Genomic DNA, 20,686 nt, shown 5'->3' with positions numbered 1-20,686 from the left:
GAGTCAGCGTATCCGGCGCGTCTTGCGGCGACCAAACCGGTATCGGTCGCGCTCACCGCTCGGAAAGCGTGACCTCGATGCCGCCTACCAGATCTGCGCACAGGTTGTAGACCACCGAGCCGATCGTCGACAGCGCGATGAACAGCACGATGTTGACGACGCCGATGATCGCCGCGCTGCCGAAGACGACGCCGGCGGTGACGGGCGGGTTGGACCCCGACCCGTTGATGGTCGTCACGGTGTTGTTGATCTTGCTGATGATCCCGGCGCCGTCGAGCACACCGAAGAGCACACCGATGACGATCAGCCAGACGAAGAACAGCGCGATGGACAGGACGCAGGAGAACTTGAGCACCGTCCACGGATCGATGTGGCGCAATTGCAACCGCGCGCGGCGGGGCCCACGCGCCCGGCTGCTGCGCGCAGCAGCGTGGCCGGCGCCCCCGGACGCGGTCTTGGTCGCGGGGCCGGCCGGTGCGGTGGCCGGGCGGCCTGCGGTGCGTGCCGGTGCGCCCGGTGCGCGACTGCCCTGCACGAGGGGGACGTTGGCGGTGGGCGCGTCGTCGTGGCGTGGCGCGGCACTCGACGCACCGAGACCCTGCGGTGACTCCCCGGGCCGGCCGTAGGGGGTGCCGTCCATGGTCGACGTCGTTCCCCAGCCGGCCGGCGTCCCGGAGCCGGACGCACCCGACTGACGCCGAGCAGAAGACTCGGTGTCGGCTGGCGCGCTCTGCCCGTTGCGGGGCGGTTGCGTCATGTCGCTCCGTTCACTCCTGCTCGTCCGGCTCGTCGGCGTTGCGGGTGACCGCAACGACATTGACGCCGTCCGGCAGGTTCATCAGCCGAACGCCCATCGTCTGCCGCTGCGCTCGCCGCACCTGTGCTGCGGTGGTGCGGATGACGACGCCGTCGGATGTGATCGCGTAGATCTCATCCTTCGGAGCCACCGCGACCGCGCCGACGAGGCCACCTCGGGTTGACACGATACGCGCGGTCAGCACGCCCTTGCCTCCCCGACCTTGGACCGGATACTCGCCGACCCGTGTCCGCTTTGCGTACCCACCCTCAGTTGCGACCAAGATTTCGGTCTCCTCGTCGCGCACCACGACCATCGACAGCAGCTCGTCGCCGTCGTTGAACCGCATGCCGAACACGCCTGAGGTGGCGCGGCCCATCGGGCGCAGGGCGTCGTCGTCGGCGGTGAACCGGATCGACATCGCCCTGCGGCTGACCAGCAGCAGGTCGTCGTCTGCGGAGATCAACGCCGCGTCGATGAGCTCGTCGTCGTCGCGCAGATTGATCGCGATCAGGCCGCCGGTGCGGTTGGAGTCGAATTCGGTCAGCTTGGTCTTCTTGACGAGCCCGTGCTTGGTGGCCAGCACGAGGTACGGCGCGGCGTCGTAGTTCTTCAAGGTGATGACGTCGGCGATCGTCTCGTCCGGCTGGAAGGCCAGCAGGTTCGCGACGTGCTGGCCGCGGGCGTTGCGGTTCGCCTCGGGCAGCTCGTAGGCCTTCGCGCGGTACACCCGGCCCTTGTTCGTGAAGAACAGGATCCAGTCGTGCGTCGAGGTGACGAAGAAGTGCGCCACGATGTCGTCGGTGCGCAGCCCGGCACCCTGCACGCCCTTGCCGCCCCGCTTCTGCGCACGGTAGAGGTCGGTCTTGGTGCGCTTGGCGTAGCCGGTGCGGGTGATGGTGACGACGACGTCTTCCTGCGCGATGAGGTCTTCCATCGACATGTCGCCGTCGTGCGGGATGATCCGGGTCCGGCGCTCGTCGCCGTACTTGTCGACGATCTCGGTCATCTCGTCGCGGATGATCTGCCGTTGCCGGCCGGGCTTGGCCAAGATGTCGTTCAGATCGGCGATCCGGGCCTCGATCTCCGCAGCTTCTTCGATGATGCGGTTGCGCTCGAGCGCGGCGAGGCGGCGCAGCTGCAGGTCGAGGATCGCGGTCGCCTGGAGCTCGTCGATCTCGAGCAGTTCCATCAGGCCGCCACGGGCGTCATCGGCCGACGGCGCGTTGCGGATGAGCGCGATGACGGCGTCGAGCTGGTCCAACGCCTTGAGCAGCGCGCGCAGGATGTGCGCGCGCTCCTCGGCCTTGCGCAGCCGGTAGCGGGTGCGCCGGACGATGACCTCGACCTGGTGGTCGACGTAGTGCTGCACGAACTGGTCGATGCGCAGCGTGCGCGGCACGCCGTCGACGATCGCCAGCATGTTCGCGCCGAACGTCGTCTGCAGCTGGGTGTGCTTGAACAGGTTGTTCAGCACGACCTTGGCCACACCGTCACGAGAGAGCTTGATGACCAGCCGCAAGCCGGTGTCGCGGTCCGAGTGATCCTCGATGGCCCGGATGCCGGACAGCTTGCCGAGCCGGACGAGCTCGGCGATCGACTGCACGAGGTTGTCCGGGTTGACCTGGTAGGGCAGCTCGGTGACCACGAGCTGCGTGCCGCCGCCGCGCTTCTCGTCCTCCTCGACGTCGACGACGGCCCGCATGCGGATCGAGCCGCGGCCGGTGCGGTATGCGTCCTCGATGCCGTCCCGGCCGACGATCAAGGCGCGGGTCGGGAAGTCGGGCCCGGGCACGAGCTCGATCAACTTCTCGAGCAGCTCCTCGCTGGTGGCGTCCGGGTGGTCGAGTGCCCAGGCGACACCGGCGCCCACCTCGCGCAGGTTGTGCGGCGGAATGCGGGTGGCCATGCCGACGGCGATGCCCTCGGAGCCGTTGACGAGCAGGTTCGGGAAGCGGGCCGGCAGGATGACCGGCTCGGTGGTGTTGCCGGCGTAGTTCGGGACGAAGTCGACGGTCTCTTCGTCGATGTCGGCGAGCATCGCCATCGCCAGCGGCAGCAGCCGGCACTCGGTGTACCGGTAGGCCGCAGCCGGGTCGTTGCCCGGTGAGCCGAAGTTGCCCTGCGGGTCGATGAGCGGGTGCCGCATGGACCACGTCTGGGCCATCCGGACCAACGTGTCGTAGAGCGCACCGTCACCGTGCGGGTGGTAGTTGCCCATGACGTCGCCGACGACACGGCCGCACTTGACGTAGTTGCGGTCCGGGCGGAAGCCGGAGTCGTACATGCCGTAGAGGATCTTGCGGTGTACCGGTTTGAGGCCGTCGCGCACGTCGGGCAGTGCGCGTCCGACGATGACCGACATCGCGTAGTCGATGTAGCTGCGCTGCATCTCCGACTGGAGATCGACCGGCTCGATCCGGTCTCCACCCAGGTCCGTGGTGTCAGTCATGTCCGCCTCTCCGGCCCTTAACTCTTGTCGTCTCGTTCCAGCAACGCTTCAGGCTCGTCGTTGCCTCGGGGTTCCAGCGAATGATCACGGTGAAGGGATCAAGCCTGACCGCCCGAAGCAAGCCACCAAGCCCTCGAACTCAGATGTCAAGAAACCGCACATCCTTGGCGTTGCGGATGATGAACGACCGGCGGGCTTCGACGTCCTCACCCATCAACACGCTGAACAGTTCGTCGGCCGTGGCGGCGTCGTCGAGCGTCACCAGGCGCAGGATGCGGTGGGCCGGGTCCATGGTGGTGTCCCACAGCTCCCGTGCGTTCATCTCGCCGAGACCCTTGTACCGCTGGATCGGGTCTTCTTTGGCCAGCTTGCGGTTGGCTTCCAGACCCTCCTTCACCAACGCGTCGCGCTCCTTCTCGGAGTAGACGTAGTCCGGCTCGCCCTTGCTCCACTTAATCTTGTACAGCGGCGGGGCGGCGAGGTAGACGTGGCCGGCCTCGATCAGCGGGCGCATGAAGCGGAACAGCAGCGTCAGCAGCAGCGTGGTGATGTGCTGACCGTCGACGTCGGCGTCAGCCATCAGCACGATCTTGTGATAGCGCAGCTTGGCGAGATCGAATTCGTCGTGGATGCCGGTGCCCAGCGCGGTGATCAGCGACTGCACCTCGTTGTTCTGCAGCACGCGGTCGATGCGCGACTTCTCGACGTTGATGATCTTTCCGCGGATCGGCAGAATGGCCTGGAACTGACTGTTGCGCGCCTGCTTGGCCGAACCACCGGCCGAGTCACCCTCGACGATGTAGAGCTCGCTCTCGCCGGGGTTGGTGGAGCGGCAGTCGGCGAGCTTGCCCGGCATGCCCATCGTGTTCATGGCGTCCTTGCGGGCGAGCTTGCGGGCCTGTTGCGCGGCCTTGCGGGCCCGCGCGGCCTGCGTCATCTTCGTGACGATCCGCTTCGCCTCGGCGGGATTGGCGTCGAACCAGCGGCCCAGGTAGTCGTTGCAGACCGACTGCACGAAAGTCTTCGCCGACGAGTTGCCGAGCTTGGTCTTGGTCTGTCCTTCGAACTGCGGCTCGCCGAGCTTGATCGAGATGATCGCGGCGAGACCCTCACGGATGTCGTCGCCGGTGAGCCGGTCCTCCTTGGTGTCCTTGACCATCTTGTTCGTGACGGCCCACCGGTTGACGACGGTGGTCAACGCGGCACGGAAACCCTCTTCGTGGGTGCCGCCCTCGATGGTGGCGATCGTGTTCGCGAACGTGTGCACGCTCTCGGCGAACGACTTGTTCCACTGCATAGCGATCTCGACGGAGAGCGCCTTCTCCTTGTCGTCGTCGGCGAAGGAGATGACGTTCTTGTGGATCGGCTCCTTGTCGCTCGTGCGGTTGATGTGGCGCACGAAATCGGCAATGCCGTCGGCGTAGCTGTAGGTCAACTCGCGGACCTTCGCCGGCGCGGAGTCGGCCGTGGCGTCGTCCTCGTCGACGATCTCGGAGGTGCGCTCGTCGCGCAGCACGATCGTCAGCCCCTTGTTCAGGAATGCGTACTCCTGGATCCGGCGCCGGATGGTCTCGAAGTCGTACTTGGTGGTCTCGAAGATGTTCGGGTCGGCCCAGAAGGTGACGCCGGTGCCGGTGCGCTTCGTGGCTGCGCCCTTCTTCAACGGCTCGGCCGGCTTCTGATCGACGTAGGGCTGCGTCCAACTGAACCCGTCGCGGTCGATCGCGACTTCGAGCCGGTGGCTCAACGCGTTGACCACGGACACGCCGACGCCGTGCAGACCGCCGGACACCGCGTAGGCCTTGCCGTCGAACTTCCCGCCGGCGTGCAGCACGGTCAGGATGACCTCGACGGTGGGCCGCTTCTGCTGCGGGTGCATGTCGACCGGCATGCCGCGGCCGTTGTCGACGACCCGGACGCCGCCGTCGGCGAGCAGAGTGACCTCGATGCGGTCGGCATAACCGGCCAGCGCTTCGTCGACGGAGTTGTCCACGACCTCCCACACGAGGTGGTGCAGACCCCGCTCGGACGTCGAACCGATGTACATGCCCGGGCGCTTACGAACCGCCTCGAGCCCTTCGAGCACCGTGATCGAGCTACCGCTGTAGGCGTTCTTGGCCGCGCCCTTCCCGGCGCCGTTCGATGCCGACCTGGTGGGGGTGTTCGCGGACTTGGCGGGGGTGCTGGTCACAGGCACATACCTCTCTCGCCGGGGCGCGGCGACACGGATCATCCGGGGGTTCACCGGTACCGTGAACGGGCCTCGGACGCAGTCATGCGTCCCGCCCGCCGGTTGGCGAAGCCAGCGTCCAGTCTAGCCGATCCGTCCGACAATCTCCGTCAGGACGCGGCCTCATTCGGCCGCTGACGCATTGCGAGGGCTTTCTTGCGGGATCCCACACAAACCCAGGGTCCGCGCGTTCTCGGCGCGATCAGCCGTTTCACCGCTCCGGCACGCCTTCCCACCCGCGGTGGTCGCTGATCGGGCCGATTTCGCGACCATCCTGGGTGGGAAGGCGTCGTGAGGTGAGGTCAGCCGTAGGTGTCGCGCGGCCCGCGCGCCCCGCGGACCGACCGGTTGCCGTGCTTCCAGCTCGGCGCGCTCGGCCCGCTGATCCGCAGTTTGGTGACCACGTCGGTGCCGAGCTCGGCGACGAGCCGCGCGAGCAGGGTCGCCGACAGCAGCCGCAGCTGGGTGGCCCACGCCGTGGATTCCGCGGCGATGCGCAGCTCGCCCTCGGCCAACGACTGCGGCGTGCAATGCGCCGCGACGTCCGCCCCGACCAGTGCCGGCCATTCTGCGAATACCCGGGCCTGGGCGATCGGCCGGTCCCAGCCGCGTTCGTCGAGATAGCCGGACAGGACGCTGCCGACGCGTTGCGGGGCGCGCGCGTCGGGCCCGGCGCCGGAGTACCCGCCGCGACCGGCTCCGGGCGGTGCGCCGCGGCGACCGCGCAGGTTCTCGCCGCGGGTGCGCCGCGCAGCATCGCGATCGCGGCGCACGTACCGCTGCGGGGACCGGGCGACGATGCTGCGCGCGTCGGCCAGCGCTGCCGCCACCGGGTCGGTGACGACGTCCTCGTCGCCCTCGTCCGCCGTCTGGTCGTCCACAGACTGACCGCTTTGTCCACGACGATCTGTGGAAAACCCTGTGAGCGGCGTCTCGTTCAGGTCGTCTGCGTCGTCCGCGTCGGCATCACGCACGGCGTACCGACCCCGGCTCGTCCGGTGTCGCGGCCGTGACGACGTAGTGCGCGCCGGACAGCTCGCGCGGAACGTCTTCGGGCACCGCCGCGGTGATGATCGCCTGCTCGGCCTTCGCCGCCGTATGGGCGAGCTGTTCGCGGCGACGGCTGTCGAGCTCGGCGAACACGTCATCCAGGATGAGGATCGGATCGCCGCCGGGCAAGGCGTCGGCGCGCAACAGCTCGTAACTGCCCAGCCGCAGCGCCAGCGCGACCGACCAGCCCTCGCCGTGGCTGGCATAGCCGCGCACCGGCAGCACGCCGAGCGCCAGGTCGAGGTCGTCGCGATGCGGGCCGACGAGATTGACACCGCGGTCCAGCTCGCTGGACCGCATCCGCTCGAGGTGCGTCAGCAGGGTCTGCTCGAGCGTGGGGACGTCGGCGCCCTCAGCGACCGCACCGACGTCCGGCGTGCCGTCCCCGGGGTTGAGGACGGCGCTTCGGTAGCGCAGCGTCAGCGGGTCGGCGTCGACGGCGACCTGCGCGTAGGCCGCCGACGCCACCGGCTGCAGATCGGCGACGGCATCGAGTCGGGCCCGCAGCAGCTGCGCGCCGTGCGCGGCCAGGTGGCCGTCCCAGACGTCGAGGGTCCGCAGGTCGGCGCCGCCCGTGCGCCGGGCCGCACCGGCCGTCTTCAGCAGTGCCGCGCGCTGCTTGAGCACGCGTTCGTAGTCCGCGCGTACACCGGCCATCCGCGGGCTGCGGGTCACGACGAGGTCGTCGAGGAACCGGCGTCGCTCCCCGGGATCGCCGCGCACGATCGCGAGGTCCTCCGGTGCGAACAGCACCGTCCGCACGATCCCGAGGATCTCGCGCGGCCGGGAGACGGGCGAGCCGTTCAGCGACGCCTTGTTCGCCCGGCCGGGCACGATCTGCACCTCGACGCGCAACTCCCGGCCGTCGGCCACCACCGCCGCTTGCACCACCGCCCGCTCCGCACCCATGCGCACCAGCGGCGCGTCGGTGCCGACCCGGTGGCTGGCGAGGGTGGCGAGGAAGCCGACGGCCTCGACGAGGTTCGTCTTGCCCTGCCCGTTCGCGCCGGTCAGCACGGACGGCCCGGTGTCCAGAGCCACGTCGACACCGGCCCAGCTACGGAAGTCGGCGACCTGCAGGTGCCGGACGTGCACTAGACCGAGTCCGGCTGCCCGGGTGCGACTGGCGTCCGCGCCCGGATCATCCGGGCAGCCGCACCGGCATGATCAGGTAGGTGTAGTCCGCGCCGTCGGCAGCCTCCGGCCGCAGCACGACCGGTTTGGTGGACGACGTGAACAGCATTCGGGCCGTCCCGGTGTTCAGCGCGCCGAGCCCGTCGAGCAGGAACTGCGGGTTGAACGCCGTGGTGATCGGGTCACCGTCGTAGGCGACCTCGAGCCGCTCCTCGGCACGTCCGCCGTCGCCGGAGTCGTCGCCGCCGGCGGTCAGGGAGACCGATGCGTCGCCGAACTCCATCCGCACCGGTGCGTTGCGGTCGGTGACGAGCGCGACGCGGCGCACAGCCTCGGTCAGCGCCGCGACACTGATCTCCGCACTCGACGCCCACTCGGAGGGCAGCAGAGATCGGTAGGGCGGGAACGTGGCGTCGAGCAGCCGGGTCGTGGCGCGGCTCGCGCTGGCGACCTTGGCGTTGGTCGTGCCGGTGAACCCGATGATCCCGCTGCCGGCATCACCGCCGGCGAGGGCGATCGTCAGCGACTCGGTGTGCGCCAGGCTCTTCGCGGCGTCGGCGAGGGTGCGAGCGGGCACCAGCACCTGCACGTCGGCGGCGTTCGGGTCGCCGGGGCTCCACGTCAGCTCACGGACGGCGAGCCGGTAACGGTCGGTGGCGGCGAGCGTGAGCTTGTCGCCGGCGATCTCGAGCCGCACACCGGTGAGCATCGGCAGGGTGTCGTCGCGCCCCGCAGCGATCGCCACCTGCCCCACCGCGGCCGCGAACTCCGCGCCGACCACGGTTCCGGCAGTGGTGGGCATCGACGGCAGGGACGGGTAGTCGTCGACCGGCATGGTCGGCAGCGTGAACCGCGCCGCACCGCAGCTGATCGACAGGCGTGCGCCGTCGAGGGCGACGTCCACCGGATGCGGGGGCAGCGCCCGGGTGATGTCGGCCAGCAGACGACCGGAGACCAGTGCGGTGCCGTCGTCACCGGCGCTGACCGGCAGGTCGACCTCCGTCGATGCCTCGAGGTCGAAACCGGACAGCGTCAGGGAGTCGCCCGACACCTTGAGCAGCAGGCCGGCGAGGACCGGCAGCGTGGGTCGGCTGGCCAGACTTCGTGCGGCCCACGTGACGGCGTCGGCGAGCGCGTCGCGCTCCACCCGGAACTTCACTGTGCACTCCTGCCCGTCATCGACCTGTCGGCCGTGCTCGTGTCCCCACTGTCCACCGGGTGAACGTTCGGGTCGTTGCCTCTCATGATTAAGCAGTCTCGTCTGTCGTCTTCGCATCTGTGGATGCTGTGGACGAGCGCGCTCGACCCCGGTAGACGCTAGCCTGCAGGCTCGTGGCGGCTGTGGACGACAGGCTGCAAAACCATGGCCCGTCTGCGGATGACCGGTGCACATCAGATGATGCGACGGTGTCGTCCACATTAAGCGCGGCGTTGTCCACAGAGATGCCCACATCGTGTGGACGGTGCACGAAGGCGCCCGGTGCAGCGGCCGAAGCGATCACGAGCGGGCACGCAACTTGATGCGGCTGGTCAGCTCGGCGATCTGGTTGTAGGTCGTCATCCGCTCGGCCATCTGCGCCTTGATCTTGCGCTCGGCGTGCATGACCGTGGTGTGATCGCGATTGCCGAACTTCTCCCCGACCTTCGGCAACGAGAGGTCGGTCAGCTCCCGGCACAGGTACATGGCGATCTGCCGCGCGCCCACCAGGACGCGGCTGCGCGAGCTGCCGGTCAGGTCGTCGATGCTGACGTCGAAGTACTCGGCGGTGACGACCATGATCTGCGTTGCGCTGATCTCCGGCGCGTCGCTCTCGCCGACGAGATCCTTGAGTACCCGCTCGGCCAGTCCGAGCTCGACCGCCTGCTGGTTGAGTCCGGCGAAGGCCGTCACCCGGATCAGTGCACCTTCGAGCTCGCGGATGTTGCTCTGGATGCGCGTGGCGATGAACTCGAGGACGTCCGGTGGTGGGTCCATGCCTTCCTGCGCCGCCTTCTTGCGCAGGATCGCGATGCGGGTCTCGAGGTCGGGAGCCTGGACGTCGCTGATCAACCCCCACTCGAAGCGGGTGCGCAGCCGGTCCTCCAGGGAGTTCAACTGGCGTGGCGACTTGTCCGAGCTGATGACGATCTGCTTGTTCGCGTTGTGCAGCGTGTTGAACGTGTGGAAGAACTCCTCTTGCGTGCGTTCGGCGCGTTCGAGGAACTGGATGTCGTCGATGAGCAGCACGTCGACGTTGCGGTAACGACTTTGGAACGCCTGCATCTTGTCGTCGCGCACCGAGTTGATGAACTCGTTGGTGAATTCTTCGCTGGACACGTAGCGCGTCGACAGTCCGGGTTGCAGGCGACGGGCGTAGTGCCCGATGGCGTGCAGCAGGTGCGTCTTGCCCAGCCCTGAGTCGCCGTAAATGAACAGCGGGTTGTACGCACGTGCCGGCGCCTCGGCGACGGCCACAGCGGCGGCGTGCGTGAACCGGTTGCTCGAGCCGATGACGAACGTGTCGAAGGTGTACTTCGGGTTCAGCCGCGCTTCTTTGTCGTGCTCGCTGTCCGAGTGGTGCCGCGGCCGGTAGGACCCGTTGAGCCGGCCGATGCCGCCGGCGTACTCGGTGCGGGCGTCGTCGGCGAACTCCGCGGCGTCCGGACCGTCGTCGTCGGGCGGTTCGCCGTCCTCGAGTCCAGCGGCGTCGAGCCCGAAGTTCTCCCCGGTGAGTTCGTCATAGCCGCTGCCGGTGCGGTCGCCGTCGGGTTCGTCCGCGTTCGGGTCCGGCGTCTGCACGGTGACCGCGACGTGGATGTCGCGGCCGAGTTCCTCCGACAGCACGGCCGCGATCAACGACCGCACCCGGTTTTCCAGGTAGTCGCGCGCGTAGTCGTTGGGCGCGGCGAGCAGGGCGGTGTCCTCGAAGAGGCCGACCGGTTTCGTCAGGCCGATCCACGCCTTGTGCTGCGGACGGATGGACGGGTCGTCGAAACGGTGCCGTGCTTTGGCCCAGACGGTCGCAAGTTCGACGCTGTCATCCACGGGGAGGTTCACTCCATGTCGCTGTTCGTGCGGTCGTTGCCTCGCTGCGGTGACGGCCACGGTGGTGGTGTCGCCGGCGGCCGCGCGGCCACGGGCAGTGCAGTTGGTGCGGGGTGCAGCCTCTCACGAGCCGTGGGGTCGTCGAAATCCACAGACTTCTCCACAGACTGTGCACGAAAGGCGCCGACGCGACACCGGCTCCGTGCCGAGGGCCGCGCCTGCGGAACCTGCGGGAGCGCTTGCGGTGTCGCTCGGTGAGGAGTGACGGTGGGGAAAATTAGCAGCGCTTGCGCCGGTGAACAATAGGCAACGGCGTGTCGTATTTCCGGCGCGGCGTGTCCTGCCCGAGCGGCACAATTGGTCGTGGTCGCGAGGGCGATTCGGCGCAGGCCGGTTTGACCTTCGTGACCTGCGATCCGTACCGTTACTGCGTTTGTGCCGCTGCGTCGGCACGAACCGTCGTCGCTCGTTACAGGCCACACCAGCGTGGCCACGTGCGCCGATCGACTACCAGCGAAGAGAGTTCGACCGTGAGCAAGCGCACCTTCCAGCCGAACAACCGCCGCCGCGCGAAGACCCACGGCTTCCGGCTGCGGATGCGCACGCGCGCCGGCCGCGGAATCATCGCCGCGCGCCGCCGCAAGGGCCGCGGCAAGCTGTCGGCCTGACAGCCGATCGCGCTCAACCGCTGGGCCCCATGCTGCCGTCAGCGAATCGTCTGCGCCGCTCGTCCGACTTTTCCTCGGCCGTGCGTAGTGGCGCGCGCGTGCGCAACGGCCGGGTGGTCGTGCACCAGACGGTGCGGGTGACCGACGCGGGCGACGACGCCGCACCGCGGGTCGGGTTGATCGTCGGCCGCAGCGTCGGGCCCAGCGTGGTGCGGCATCGGGTTAGTCGCCGACTGCGCGCGCAATTCGCGATGCGCCTGGACCGGCTGCCCGAGCAGAGCAACACCGTGGTGCGGGCGTTGCCGAGCGCGGCGCGGGCAACGTCCGTCGAACTCGGCCGGGACCTCGAACGCGCCCTCACAACGCTTGCCGGTCGTCGATGAATGCCGCGCTCGGCCCTGCACCGTCCGGTTCCGGCCGTGGACCGGTCGCTTCGGTGCTGTTGTGGCTGTTGACCGGCTACCGCACGGCGATCAGCCCGATCCGCCCGCCGGTCTGCCGCTTCACGCCCAGCTGCAGCGCGTACGCCGTCGAGGCGATCACGGTCCACGGCGCCGCGCGCGGGAGCTGGCTGGCACTACGTCGGGTGCTGCGCTGCCATCCGTGGCACCGCGGCGGGCACGACCCGGTCCCCGCGCACGTTGACGCGCAGAACCCGATGCCCCCGTTGCCGGCCCCGTCCCGCGCGGCCTAGGAGTAGTTGAGTGCTTGACTTTCTGTACACCGCGGTGTCCTGGGTGTTGCTGCGCTGGCACCAGCTGTTCACCGCGCTCGGCTTCAGCCAGTCCAGCGGCTTCGGCTGGGCCCTGTCGATCGTCTTCCTGGTCATCACTGCGCGCGTGCTGCTGTTCCGGCTGTTCATCAAGCAGGTGCACTACACGCGCAACATGCAGAAGATGCAGCCGAAGATCCAGAAGCTGCGCGAGAAGTACAAGGACGACCGCGCCGCGCTGAACCGCGAGATGATGGCGCTGCAGCAGGAAGAGGGCTTCAACCCGCTGTCCGGTTGCCTGCCGATGCTGCTGCAGATCCCGGTGTTCATCGGGCTGTACCACGTGCTGCGCCACCTGGCCGCCGCGGCGTCGGAGTCGTACCAGAAGCGTGTGCCGCAGAACCTGCACATCTATACGTTCAGCAGGACCGAGACGCTCGACGCCGCCCGCGCGAAGATCTTCAATGCCCCACTGGCCGCCTCGTTCCACGACTCGAGTGACCTGATCCGGACCCTGGGCGGCGACGCGACACCGACCAGGATCACGCTGGTGATCCTGCTGATCATCAGCTCCTCGGCGACGTTCGGCACGCAGCTGCTCGTCCGGCGCAACGCCACGTCCGCGCCCGAGGGCACCGCGGCGACGGTGCAGAAGCTGATGCTCTACCTGATCCCGGTGGGCACGCTGGCCTCCGGGCTGCTGTTCAACTTCCCGCTCGGCGTGCTGTTGTACTGGTTCACCAGCAACCTGTGGACCCTCGGCCAGCAGGCGTACATCATTCGCTACCACCCACCCACCGACGAGCCGGTCGCCCCGGTGGGCCAGCTCGGCAAGACGCTTGCCCCCAGGCCTGGCCAGCGCCCGGTGCGCAACGGCCGGCCGGCAGGCGTGAGCCGGAGCACCGACCGTCCTGGGGCCGCTGCCGACACCGACGACGGCACCGCTAAGACGAGCCTGGACAAGGCAAAGTCGGCAGACGGTGCGCGCAACGCGAGCGCCGCGTCCGCTGCTGGGTCGACCACGCCGCGACCCGGGCAGCGGCCCAATCGCGGCGGCAACGGCAAGCGGCCACCGGCCAAACGGCCCACCCAGGCCAAGAAACGGCGCTGACCGCCAACCAACGACCAGCGCACGACGACGCAACGCCCGTTATGGCGAAAGGATCGGACAGACAGTGAGTGATACGGACCTCGACACCACCAGTGTGGATCTCGAAGCAGCCGGCGACCAGGTCGGTCAGGCCGCGGATCAGCCCGATGGTGCCGCCCGTGTCGACGACGACTCGTCGACCGGTGACAACTTGCTGGTTCGCGAGGGCGACATCGCCGCGGACTACCTGGAACGCCTGCTCGACATCGCCGACTACGACGGCGACATCGACCTCGACGTGGAGAACGACCGTGCGGTGGTCGCCGTCGTCGGCAGCGACCTGCGCTCCTTGGTCGGCGCGCACGGCGAGACCCTCGATGCCCTGCAGGAACTGACCCGTCTCGCCGTTGCGCAGCAGACCGGCTCACGCAGCCGGCTGATGCTCGACGTGAGCGGGCACCGGCAGGCCCGGCGCGAGCAGCTACGCACGCTCGCAGTCGAGACCGCCGAACGGGTCAAGGGCTCCGGGGAGCCGGCCCGGTTGACGCCAATGAACCCCTTCGAACGCAAGGTCGTGCACGACGCCGTCGCTGACATCGACGGCGTCGTCAGCGAATCCGAGGGTGAGGAGCCGAACCGCCGCGTGGTCGTGCTCGTCAGTCGGTGACGTGCGTGCCGTGAGCGGCTCGCAGGTCGACACCGAACTCGCGGATCCGCACGTCGCGAGCGCCGCCGCCGCGGTATTCGGTGCGCGCCGCGACATCGCCATACGGTTCGCCGATCAGCTCGCAGACGCCGGGGTGGTGCGGGGTCTGCTCGGCCCGCGCGAGGTGCCACGGTTGTGGACGCGGCATCTGCTGAACTGCGCCGCCCTGAGCGCATATCTGCCGGTGAATGCCCGAGTCGTGGATGTGGGCAGTGGCGCGGGCCTGCCCGGCCTCGTTCTGGCGATCGCCCGGGCGGATCTGCAGGTCGACCTGGTGGAGCCGATGTTGCGCCGGACGACGTTCCTGCAGGAGACGATCGGCCTCCTCGGGCTGACGGGTCGCGTGCGGGTTCATCGCGGCCGTGCCGAGGAAGCGCAGATTCGCAGCTCCGTAGGCGGAGCGGAATGGGTGACGGCTCGGGCTGTTGCGCCGCTGGACCGCTTGGTGACATGGTGCCTACCACTGCTTGCCGACGGCGGACGGCTGCTGGCCCTGAAGGGCCAATCGGCACCCGATGAGGCCGCTGCGTTGACGAGTCAGGTGCGAGTGGATGCTCGCGCGGCAAGCGTCGGGACCATGCCGACAGGCGACGGATCTTTCGTAATAACCGTCGAACGCGCGGTGCGTAGGCGAGGCCGGGGAGGCGTGGAGCGTGATGTCAGACTTTGACGGCGCGGTTTCACGTGAAACAGCGACAGCGACCGATGCATCGAGCGAGCCGGTTTCACGTGAAACAACAACGGGGGATGAGCTGGCCGCAGGTGGTGTTTCACGTGAAACCAGCTTCGACACGCCCATCGCCCGCGAAGCTGCGCAAGCGGTTCAGGTGCAGAACGTGCGTCAAGAGCGCTGGCCCCGCCCGGCGGCGCCACGCGTCCTCACCGTCGCCAATCAGAAGGGCGGCGTGGGCAAGACGACGTCTGCGGTCAACCTCGCGGCTGCGCTGGCTGCGCACGGGCTCCAGGTCCTGCTCATCGACCTGGATCCACAGGGCAACGCCAGCACCGCGCTGGGCGTCGACCATGCCGTGGGGACGCCCTCCGTCTACGACGTCCTGCTCGGTGGCCGGCCGATTGCCGAGGTGATGCATGGCGCGGAGGGCCTGCCGACCCTGTCCTGCGTGCCCGCCACCTTGGATCTGGCCGGCGCCGACATCGAGCTGACCTCCCAGGTCGCTCGTGAGTACCGGCTGCAGCGCGCGCTCAACGCTTACCTCGAGGAGGTGACGCACGCGGATGCGAAGTCGCGCATCGATTACGTGATCGTCGACTGCCCGCCGTCCCTCGGGCTACTGACCCTGAACGCGCTGGTGGCCGCCCGCGAGGTGCTCATCCCGATCCAATGCGAGTACTACGCGCTCGAGGGCCTGGCGCAGCTGATGAACACCGTCGAACTGGTGACGTCGCACCTGAATCCGTCCCTCGAGGTCACTACCGTGCTGCTCACGATGTACGACAGCCGGACCCGTCTCGCAGACCAGGTCGCCGAGGAGGTCCGACGGCACTTCGGCCCGCTGGTGCTCGAGCCGATGATCCCGCGCAACGTCCGTGTCTCCGAAGCGCCGGGCTTCGGGCAGACCGTCATGACGTACGACCCGGGTTCGCGCGGGGCAGTGCGGTACCTGCAGGCCGCACGGGAGATCGCGCAACGCGGCGCACCGGAGTCGGCCGACGCCGAGGCAAGCGGCGCCGATGTGGATGACACTGCCGGCACACCGGACTCGAGCCACAGCGTCGCGGCGACGCAGGAAGGCACTACATGAGCAACAAGCAGCGTCGCGGCGGACTCGGGCGGGGGCTGGGAGCGCTCATCCCGACGGCTCCTCCGGCGGCCGACGCCGGGCGCACGGACGTGTCCGAGGCAGAACCGGGCCTGCCCGACAGCAACAAGCAGCCTGCCCAGGCATCCACGGCTGCGCCGGACGCTGCGCCGGACGCTGCGGCGGACGCTGCGGCGGAGGGGCACGAGACACCGGCTACGGCCGAGGACTTCGCGCCGGTTCCGGGGGCGGAGTTCGCCCTGCTCCCGGTCGGCGACATCCGCGCGAACGTCAAGCAGCCACGTCAGGTCTTCGACGACGACGCGCTTGACGAACTGACGCACTCCATCCGCGAGTTCGGTGTGCTGCAGCCGGTGGTGGTGCGCCGCGACACCGCGCACTCCAGTTACGAGCTCGTCATGGGGGAGCGGCGCCTGCGCGCCGCGACCGCCGCCGGCCTGGATGTCATTCCCGCGATCGTGCGCTCGACGGCCGATGACGCCATGCTTCGCGACGCGTTGTTGGAGAACATCCATCGCGCGCAGCTCAACCCGTTGGAAGAGGCCGCGGCTTACCACCAGCTGCTCGGCGAGTTCGGCACGACGCACGAGGAGCTGGCGCAGCGCATCGGCCGTAGCCGCCCGCAAATTTCCAATACCATCCGGTTGCTCAACCTGCCGGTTGCGGTTCAGCGGCGGGTCGCTGCGGGCGTGCTGTCGGCCGGTCACGCTCGGGCGTTGCTGGCCCTCGAGGACGCCGAAGCGCAGGACGAGCTGGCCGCGCGGATCGTCGCCGAGGGGTTGTCGGTCCGCGCGACCGAGGAGCTGGTCACGCTGGCGCGCGCCGGCGGTACCACCAAGACGCCGCGCAAGCCCGCGACCCGCAGCCTCGTCGCTCCGGGCGCCGCCGATCTCGCGGACCGGCTCGCCGACGTCTTCGACACCCGGGTGCGGGTGGATATCGGACGTCGCAAGGGCCGCATCTCGGTCGAGTTCGCCTCGATCGACGACCTCGAGCGGATCGTCGCACTCATGGCGCCGGGGATCAGCACACGGGCGACTGCCCCGGACACCACCGGTCAGCCATCCGGATCGGCCGGCCCGAACGTCTCGTAGTGCACGACCTCGGCGAACGGCCGGCGCCCGCGCTTCAACGACGGCGAGCGCACGTCCGGCGCGCGATGGCCGAGGCTGACCACGCCGACGGCGCACCGGTCGGCGGGGATGCCGAACTCGGCGAACAGCGCTGGCCACCGCTCGCTCGGCACCCCGAAGAAGCAGGCGGCCAGGCCCGCATCCTGCGCCGCGAGGAGCAAGATCATCGCCGCCATGCCCACGTCGACATGCCAATAGGGGATCGGCCAGCGGGCGACGTCGCGGTCGGTCCAGCCCTTGTCCGGCTCGGCGTACCGGTCCAGGTAGGCGTCGCGATCGGACAGACAGACGACAAGAACCGGCGCAGTGCGCATCCGCGTCAGCCAGGTATCGGCCGGCTCGGCGCCGGACGTCGCGGACCAGAATCGAGCGCGTGACGTTATGTCAGCCAGTACGAGAAAATCCCAACCCTGGGTATGGCCCGCCGACGGCGCCCGGAGGGCCAGTTCGAGCAGTTCGTCGATCTGCTCGCGGGGCACCTGCCGGTCCGGGTCGTAGGAGCGGGTCATCCGTCGGCTGCGCACGGCGTCGGCAAGTTCCATGACTGCAGTGTGGACCCGCGCGTACGTCTGTTAACTCGCTGCCCGAGCGGGGGTGCATGTGCGATCGTGAGACGGTGCCGACCTCACCGCACCGCCGAGACCTGAGTCAGTCGAGCAAACTGCGCGACGTCTGCTACGACATCCGCGGACCGGTGCTCGAGGAGGCGAAGCGGCTCGAGGAAGAGGGCCGGCGGATCATCAAGCTCAACATCGGCAATCCGGCACCCTTCGGTTTCGAAGCACCGGACGAGATCCTGGTCGACGTGGTGCGCAACCTGCCGCAGGCGCAGGGCTACTCCGACTCGCAGGGGCTGCTGTCCGCGCGCACCGCGATCGTCCAGCACTACCAACAGCGCGGGATGGACGTCGACGACGTCGACGACGTGTGGCTGGGCAACGGCGTCAGCGAGTTGATCAGCATCAGCTTGCAGGCGCTGTTGGACAACGGCGACGAAGTCCTCGTTCCGATGCCGGACTACCCGTTGTGGACGGCGTCGACGCAGCTTGCCGGTGGCCGGCCGGTGCACTACCGCTGCGACGAGACAGCCGGCTGGCAGCCGGACATCGACGACCTGCGTGCCAAGATCACCGACCGCACGAAGGCCATCGTGGTGATCAACCCGAACAACCCGACCGGCGCGGTGTACTCGGCGCAGACGCTCGAGCAGATCGCTGAACTCGCTCGCGAGCACGAACTCGTCGTACTCGCCGACGAGATCTACGACAAGATCCTCTACGAGGACGCGGAGCACCTGTCGATCGCGGCGCTCGCTCCCGACGTCTTCACGCTGACCTTCAGCGGACTGTCCAAGGCGTACCGGGTCGCCGGGTTCCGGTCCGGTTGGCTGCTGGTCACCGGCCCGAAGGCCCACGCGCGCAGCTACCTCGAGGGCATCACGATCCTTGCCAACATGCGACTGTGCGCCAATGTGCCGGCCCAGCACGCCGTGCAGATCGCGCTGGGCGGCCGGCAGAGCATCAACGAGCTCGTGCTCCCCGGTGGCCGGCTGTTGGAGCAGCGCGACGCCGCGGTCAAGGCGCTCGGAGCCATCCCCGGCGTCAGCTGCTTCACGCCGCAGGGCGCGCTGTACGTGTTCCCGCGCCTCGATCCCGAGGTGCATCCGATCGCGGACGACCAGCGTTTCGTACTCGAGCTGCTGCGCGCACAGCACGTGCTGGTGGTGCAGGGCAGCGGGTTCAACTGGCCCGACGCCGATCACCTGCGCATCGTGACGCTGCCGCGCACGGACGACCTCATCGACGCGATCGGCCGGCTCGGCGACTTCCTCGCCGACTACCGCGGCGACCTGTAGGCAGGCCATGGCACGACGGCTCGAGGGCATCACGCTGGACAACATGTCCGCGCTCGCGCAGCCGTGCCGCTCGTGCGTCTTCTGGGAACTCGATCCCGCCGCCGGCGACACCACGCACGCTGAGGGCGCCGGCGCACTCGAGAAGGAAGCGTGGGTCTCGGACACGCTCCTGGAATGGGGGACCTGCGGGCAGGTGCTGTTCGTCGACGAGCAGCCCGCCGGGTACGTGCTCTTCGCGCCTGCGGCCTACGTGCCGCGGGCCGCGGCGTTCGCGACGTCGCCGGTGTCACCGGACGCGGTGCTGCTGATGACCGCCCGCCTCGACCCGCAGTGCCGGGGCACCGGACTCGGGCGCATCCTGGTGCAGGCGGTCGCCCGGGACATCGCGCGGCGCGGGATCCGCGCCATCGAAGCCTTTGGCAATACCGCCACCGACCGCGGCCCGAGCGGCCGGGCATCGGACGAGGTGGGCTGCCTGCTGCCGGCCGACTACCTGCGCGCGGTCGGCTTCAAGACCGTCCGGGCCCATCCCCGAACGCCGCGGCTACGCCTCGACATCCGCAGCACCGCCTCCTGGCTGGCCGACGTCGAAGGTGCCATCGACCGGCTGCTGTCGTCCTGGCAGAAGCCGCTGCTGTCCGGCTCGTCGGCCTACTCGTCCCGGGAGCGGTGACTGCGCCTACGAGGCGACGGCCGGCATCCGCATGGCGCCGGTGGGCGGATCGTCGGCCGTGGGCAGATACAGCCGCTGCACGGCGACGAGCAGCCCCTCGGCGATCGTGTCGCGGAACGCCGGGTTGCACAGCTTGGGCCGGTCCTCGGCGGAGGTGAGGTACCCGATCTCGACCCGCACCGCCGGCATGCGGGTCAGGCGCAGCATCGCCCAGGTCTTGCCATGGATGTGGTTGTCGTGCATGCCGGTGCGCGCGACGACTTCGCGCTGGACGAGGTCGGCAAGACGTTCGCCGATCGTCGAGCCGGATTCCCCCGCGCCGTAGAAGTAGGCGGCGACCCCGTTGGCCCGCGGCGAGCTGAACCCGTCGACGTGCAGGGACAGCACGAGGTCGGCCCCGACGTCGTTGGCGAAGTCCGCGCGCTGTTCGGCGGTGACGCTGTTCTGCGGGCCGCGGGTCAGCCAGGTACGTACGCCCAGCGCCGACAGGCGGCCCTCCAGGCGGTTTGCGAGGTCCCAGACGACGTCGGCCTCGCGCACGTCGTCCACGACGATCCCGGCGTCGTCGCCGCCGTGGCCGGGGTCCAGGACGATGCGTTTGCCGAGCAGGCTGGGACCGGCGTCGGCGACGGCCACGAGGTCGCGCAGCAATTGCGGACGGCCGCCCATGACGCGCCGGCCCAGCTGGCGCAGCGCGAGCAGGGTCGCCGGGCCGCAGATTCCGTCGGGGACCAGGCCGTAGTCGCGCTGGAAGCTGCGCAGGGCGGCGGCGGTATGGACGCCGAACACGCCGTCGGCCCGGGTCAGGTGATAGCCCAGTTCGAGGACCTGGGTCTGTAGCGCGGCGACGTCGTCACCGACGAGCAGGGCTGCCGCCTCATGGGCGAGCACGCGATCACCGAGGCGCCAGTGCGCGCCCGTCAGCGTTGCGTAGGTCTCGTCGGCGACCCACCCGTTGACCGAGATGCCACGACGCTGCTGGAAGTGCCGGACGGCGAGCTCGGTGTTCTCGTCGAACTGGTCGGCGGTGTACGGGTCGGTGTTGTCGAGCAGCCCGATGGAGGCGAGCATGCGACGCACCTCAGCGACGGCACTTCCGGTGTCGCCACGGCGCAGCGGCTGCATCACGAACGGTTGCCTCGTCTTCGGGGGTTCGGCGGTCGCGGCCCCGACCCGACGGCGTGACCATCGCGAGGCGCACAGGCCATTGTGCACCAGCCCGGCGCAGCTGCGTGAATCACGGCGCCGGCCGTGGCGTGCTCGTCCGGGGAACCGGCTACGAGCCCGTACGGCAGGGGGTGAAAACGATTACGGCGGGGGGGGGGGGGGGGGGGCCGGCCCCCGGGATTAAGAGGGGTTGTGGACGGGGGCCGGGGGGGGG

The 20,686-nt window shown here is 69.1% G+C and carries 19 protein-coding genes; 10 read left to right on the top strand and 9 right to left on the bottom strand.

The annotated features are described in order from the left end of the window. Nucleotides 1-52: 52 nt before the first annotated feature. The 7 genes from ACFFCN_RS08190 to dnaA form a co-directional block, all read right to left on the bottom strand. Entirely contained in the window at nucleotides 53-757 is a 705-nt protein-coding gene (locus tag ACFFCN_RS08190; protein ID WP_375490651.1) for a DUF3566 domain-containing protein, read from the bottom strand. A gap of 10 nt (nucleotides 758-767) precedes the next feature. Beyond that, on the bottom strand, nucleotides 768-3,248 hold the full coding sequence (gene gyrA, locus ACFFCN_RS08185; RefSeq protein WP_375490650.1) for a DNA gyrase subunit A: 2,481 nt from the start codon (nucleotides 3,246-3,248) through the stop codon (nucleotides 768-770). A 139-nt stretch (nucleotides 3,249-3,387) separates the two neighbouring features. After that, nucleotides 3,388-5,439 (bottom strand): DNA topoisomerase (ATP-hydrolyzing) subunit B, encoded by a 2,052-nt coding sequence (gyrB, locus tag ACFFCN_RS08180; protein WP_375490649.1) that lies wholly within the window; start codon nucleotides 5,437-5,439, stop codon nucleotides 3,388-3,390. Nucleotides 5,440-5,780: 341 nt separating this feature from the next. Next, nucleotides 5,781-6,359 carry a DUF721 domain-containing protein gene (locus tag ACFFCN_RS08175; RefSeq protein WP_375490648.1) on the bottom strand — a complete coding sequence of 193 codons (579 nt, stop codon included), beginning with the start codon at nucleotides 6,357-6,359 and terminating at the stop codon, nucleotides 5,781-5,783. 85 nt (nucleotides 6,360-6,444) lie between these two features. Then, on the bottom strand, nucleotides 6,445-7,623 hold the full coding sequence (recF, locus tag ACFFCN_RS08170) for a DNA replication/repair protein RecF (protein WP_375490647.1): 1,179 nt from the start codon (nucleotides 7,621-7,623) through the stop codon (nucleotides 6,445-6,447). A 46-nt stretch (nucleotides 7,624-7,669) separates the two neighbouring features. After that, a complete protein-coding gene (gene dnaN, locus ACFFCN_RS08165) occupies nucleotides 7,670-8,821 on the bottom strand; it encodes a DNA polymerase III subunit beta (protein WP_375490646.1) in 1,152 nt (383 codons plus the stop codon). A 339-nt stretch (nucleotides 8,822-9,160) separates the two neighbouring features. Then, on the bottom strand, nucleotides 9,161-10,687 hold the full coding sequence (gene dnaA / locus ACFFCN_RS08160) for a chromosomal replication initiator protein DnaA (protein WP_375490645.1): 1,527 nt from the start codon (nucleotides 10,685-10,687) through the stop codon (nucleotides 9,161-9,163). A gap of 530 nt (nucleotides 10,688-11,217) precedes the next feature. On the opposite strand from dnaA, the gene rpmH reads away from it, so the two are divergent. The 8 genes from rpmH (at nucleotide 11,218) to ACFFCN_RS08120 (ending at nucleotide 16,738) form a co-directional block, all read left to right on the top strand. Continuing rightward, nucleotides 11,218-11,355, top strand: coding sequence for a 50S ribosomal protein L34 (gene rpmH / locus ACFFCN_RS08155; RefSeq protein ID WP_375490644.1), 138 nt, complete (start codon nucleotides 11,218-11,220; stop codon nucleotides 11,353-11,355). A gap of 29 nt (nucleotides 11,356-11,384) precedes the next feature. Then, nucleotides 11,385-11,738, top strand: a complete 354-nt coding sequence (rnpA, locus tag ACFFCN_RS08150) for a ribonuclease P protein component (protein WP_375490643.1) — start codon at nucleotides 11,385-11,387, stop codon at nucleotides 11,736-11,738. Between the two features lie 53 nt (nucleotides 11,739-11,791). After that, nucleotides 11,792-12,049, top strand: a complete 258-nt coding sequence (gene yidD / locus ACFFCN_RS08145; protein ID WP_375490642.1) for a membrane protein insertion efficiency factor YidD — start codon at nucleotides 11,792-11,794, stop codon at nucleotides 12,047-12,049. Between the two features lie 10 nt (nucleotides 12,050-12,059). Beyond that, nucleotides 12,060-13,178 (top strand): membrane protein insertase YidC, encoded by a 1,119-nt coding sequence (gene yidC / locus ACFFCN_RS08140; RefSeq protein WP_375490641.1) that lies wholly within the window; start codon nucleotides 12,060-12,062, stop codon nucleotides 13,176-13,178. 64 nt (nucleotides 13,179-13,242) lie between these two features. Continuing rightward, nucleotides 13,243-13,824, top strand: coding sequence for a protein jag (locus tag ACFFCN_RS08135; protein ID WP_375490640.1), 582 nt, complete (start codon nucleotides 13,243-13,245; stop codon nucleotides 13,822-13,824). 10 nt (nucleotides 13,825-13,834) lie between these two features. Next, a complete protein-coding gene (gene rsmG / locus ACFFCN_RS08130; RefSeq protein WP_375490639.1) occupies nucleotides 13,835-14,533 on the top strand; it encodes a 16S rRNA (guanine(527)-N(7))-methyltransferase RsmG in 699 nt (232 codons plus the stop codon). Continuing rightward, nucleotides 14,520-15,626 carry a ParA family protein gene (locus tag ACFFCN_RS08125; RefSeq protein WP_375490638.1) on the top strand — a complete coding sequence of 369 codons (1,107 nt, stop codon included), beginning with the start codon at nucleotides 14,520-14,522 and terminating at the stop codon, nucleotides 15,624-15,626. Before rsmG ends, ACFFCN_RS08125 begins: the two co-directional genes overlap by 14 nt. Then, nucleotides 15,623-16,738 carry a ParB/RepB/Spo0J family partition protein gene (locus ACFFCN_RS08120; RefSeq protein WP_375490637.1) on the top strand — a complete coding sequence of 372 codons (1,116 nt, stop codon included), beginning with the start codon at nucleotides 15,623-15,625 and terminating at the stop codon, nucleotides 16,736-16,738. The genes ACFFCN_RS08125 and ACFFCN_RS08120 overlap by 4 nt, the downstream gene beginning before the upstream one ends. Here ACFFCN_RS08120 and ACFFCN_RS08115 read toward each other — a convergent pair. Continuing rightward, nucleotides 16,702-17,319 (bottom strand): nitroreductase family protein, encoded by a 618-nt coding sequence (locus ACFFCN_RS08115; RefSeq protein WP_375490636.1) that lies wholly within the window; start codon nucleotides 17,317-17,319, stop codon nucleotides 16,702-16,704. The two genes, ACFFCN_RS08120 and ACFFCN_RS08115, sit on opposite strands and share 37 nt — an antisense overlap. Before the next feature lie 74 nt (nucleotides 17,320-17,393). Here ACFFCN_RS08115 and ACFFCN_RS08110 point away from each other — a divergent pair, with 74 nt between their 5' ends. Both ACFFCN_RS08110 and ACFFCN_RS08105 read left to right on the top strand, forming a co-directional pair. Continuing rightward, the gene (locus ACFFCN_RS08110) at nucleotides 17,394-18,632 is read left to right on the top strand and encodes a pyridoxal phosphate-dependent aminotransferase (protein WP_375490635.1); all 1,239 of its coding nucleotides are present in this window, start codon (nucleotides 17,394-17,396) and stop codon (nucleotides 18,630-18,632) included. Nucleotides 18,633-18,639: 7 nt separating this feature from the next. Then, entirely contained in the window at nucleotides 18,640-19,305 is a 666-nt protein-coding gene (locus tag ACFFCN_RS08105; protein ID WP_375490634.1) for a GNAT family N-acetyltransferase, read from the top strand. Between the two features lie 6 nt (nucleotides 19,306-19,311). Here the strand turns inward: ACFFCN_RS08105 and ACFFCN_RS08100 are convergent, their stop codons facing one another. Continuing rightward, nucleotides 19,312-20,430: an N-acetylmuramoyl-L-alanine amidase gene (locus tag ACFFCN_RS08100; protein WP_375490670.1), complete on the bottom strand. Its 1,119-nt coding sequence runs from the start codon at nucleotides 20,428-20,430 to the stop codon at nucleotides 19,312-19,314. Nucleotides 20,431-20,686: the final 256 nt, after the last annotated feature.

It is taken from the genome of uncultured Jatrophihabitans sp., assembly GCF_964246335.1.
GTDB lineage: Bacteria > Actinomycetota > Actinomycetes > Mycobacteriales > Jatrophihabitantaceae > Jatrophihabitans.
This window is presented reverse-complemented; position numbering and strand designations above follow the sequence as displayed.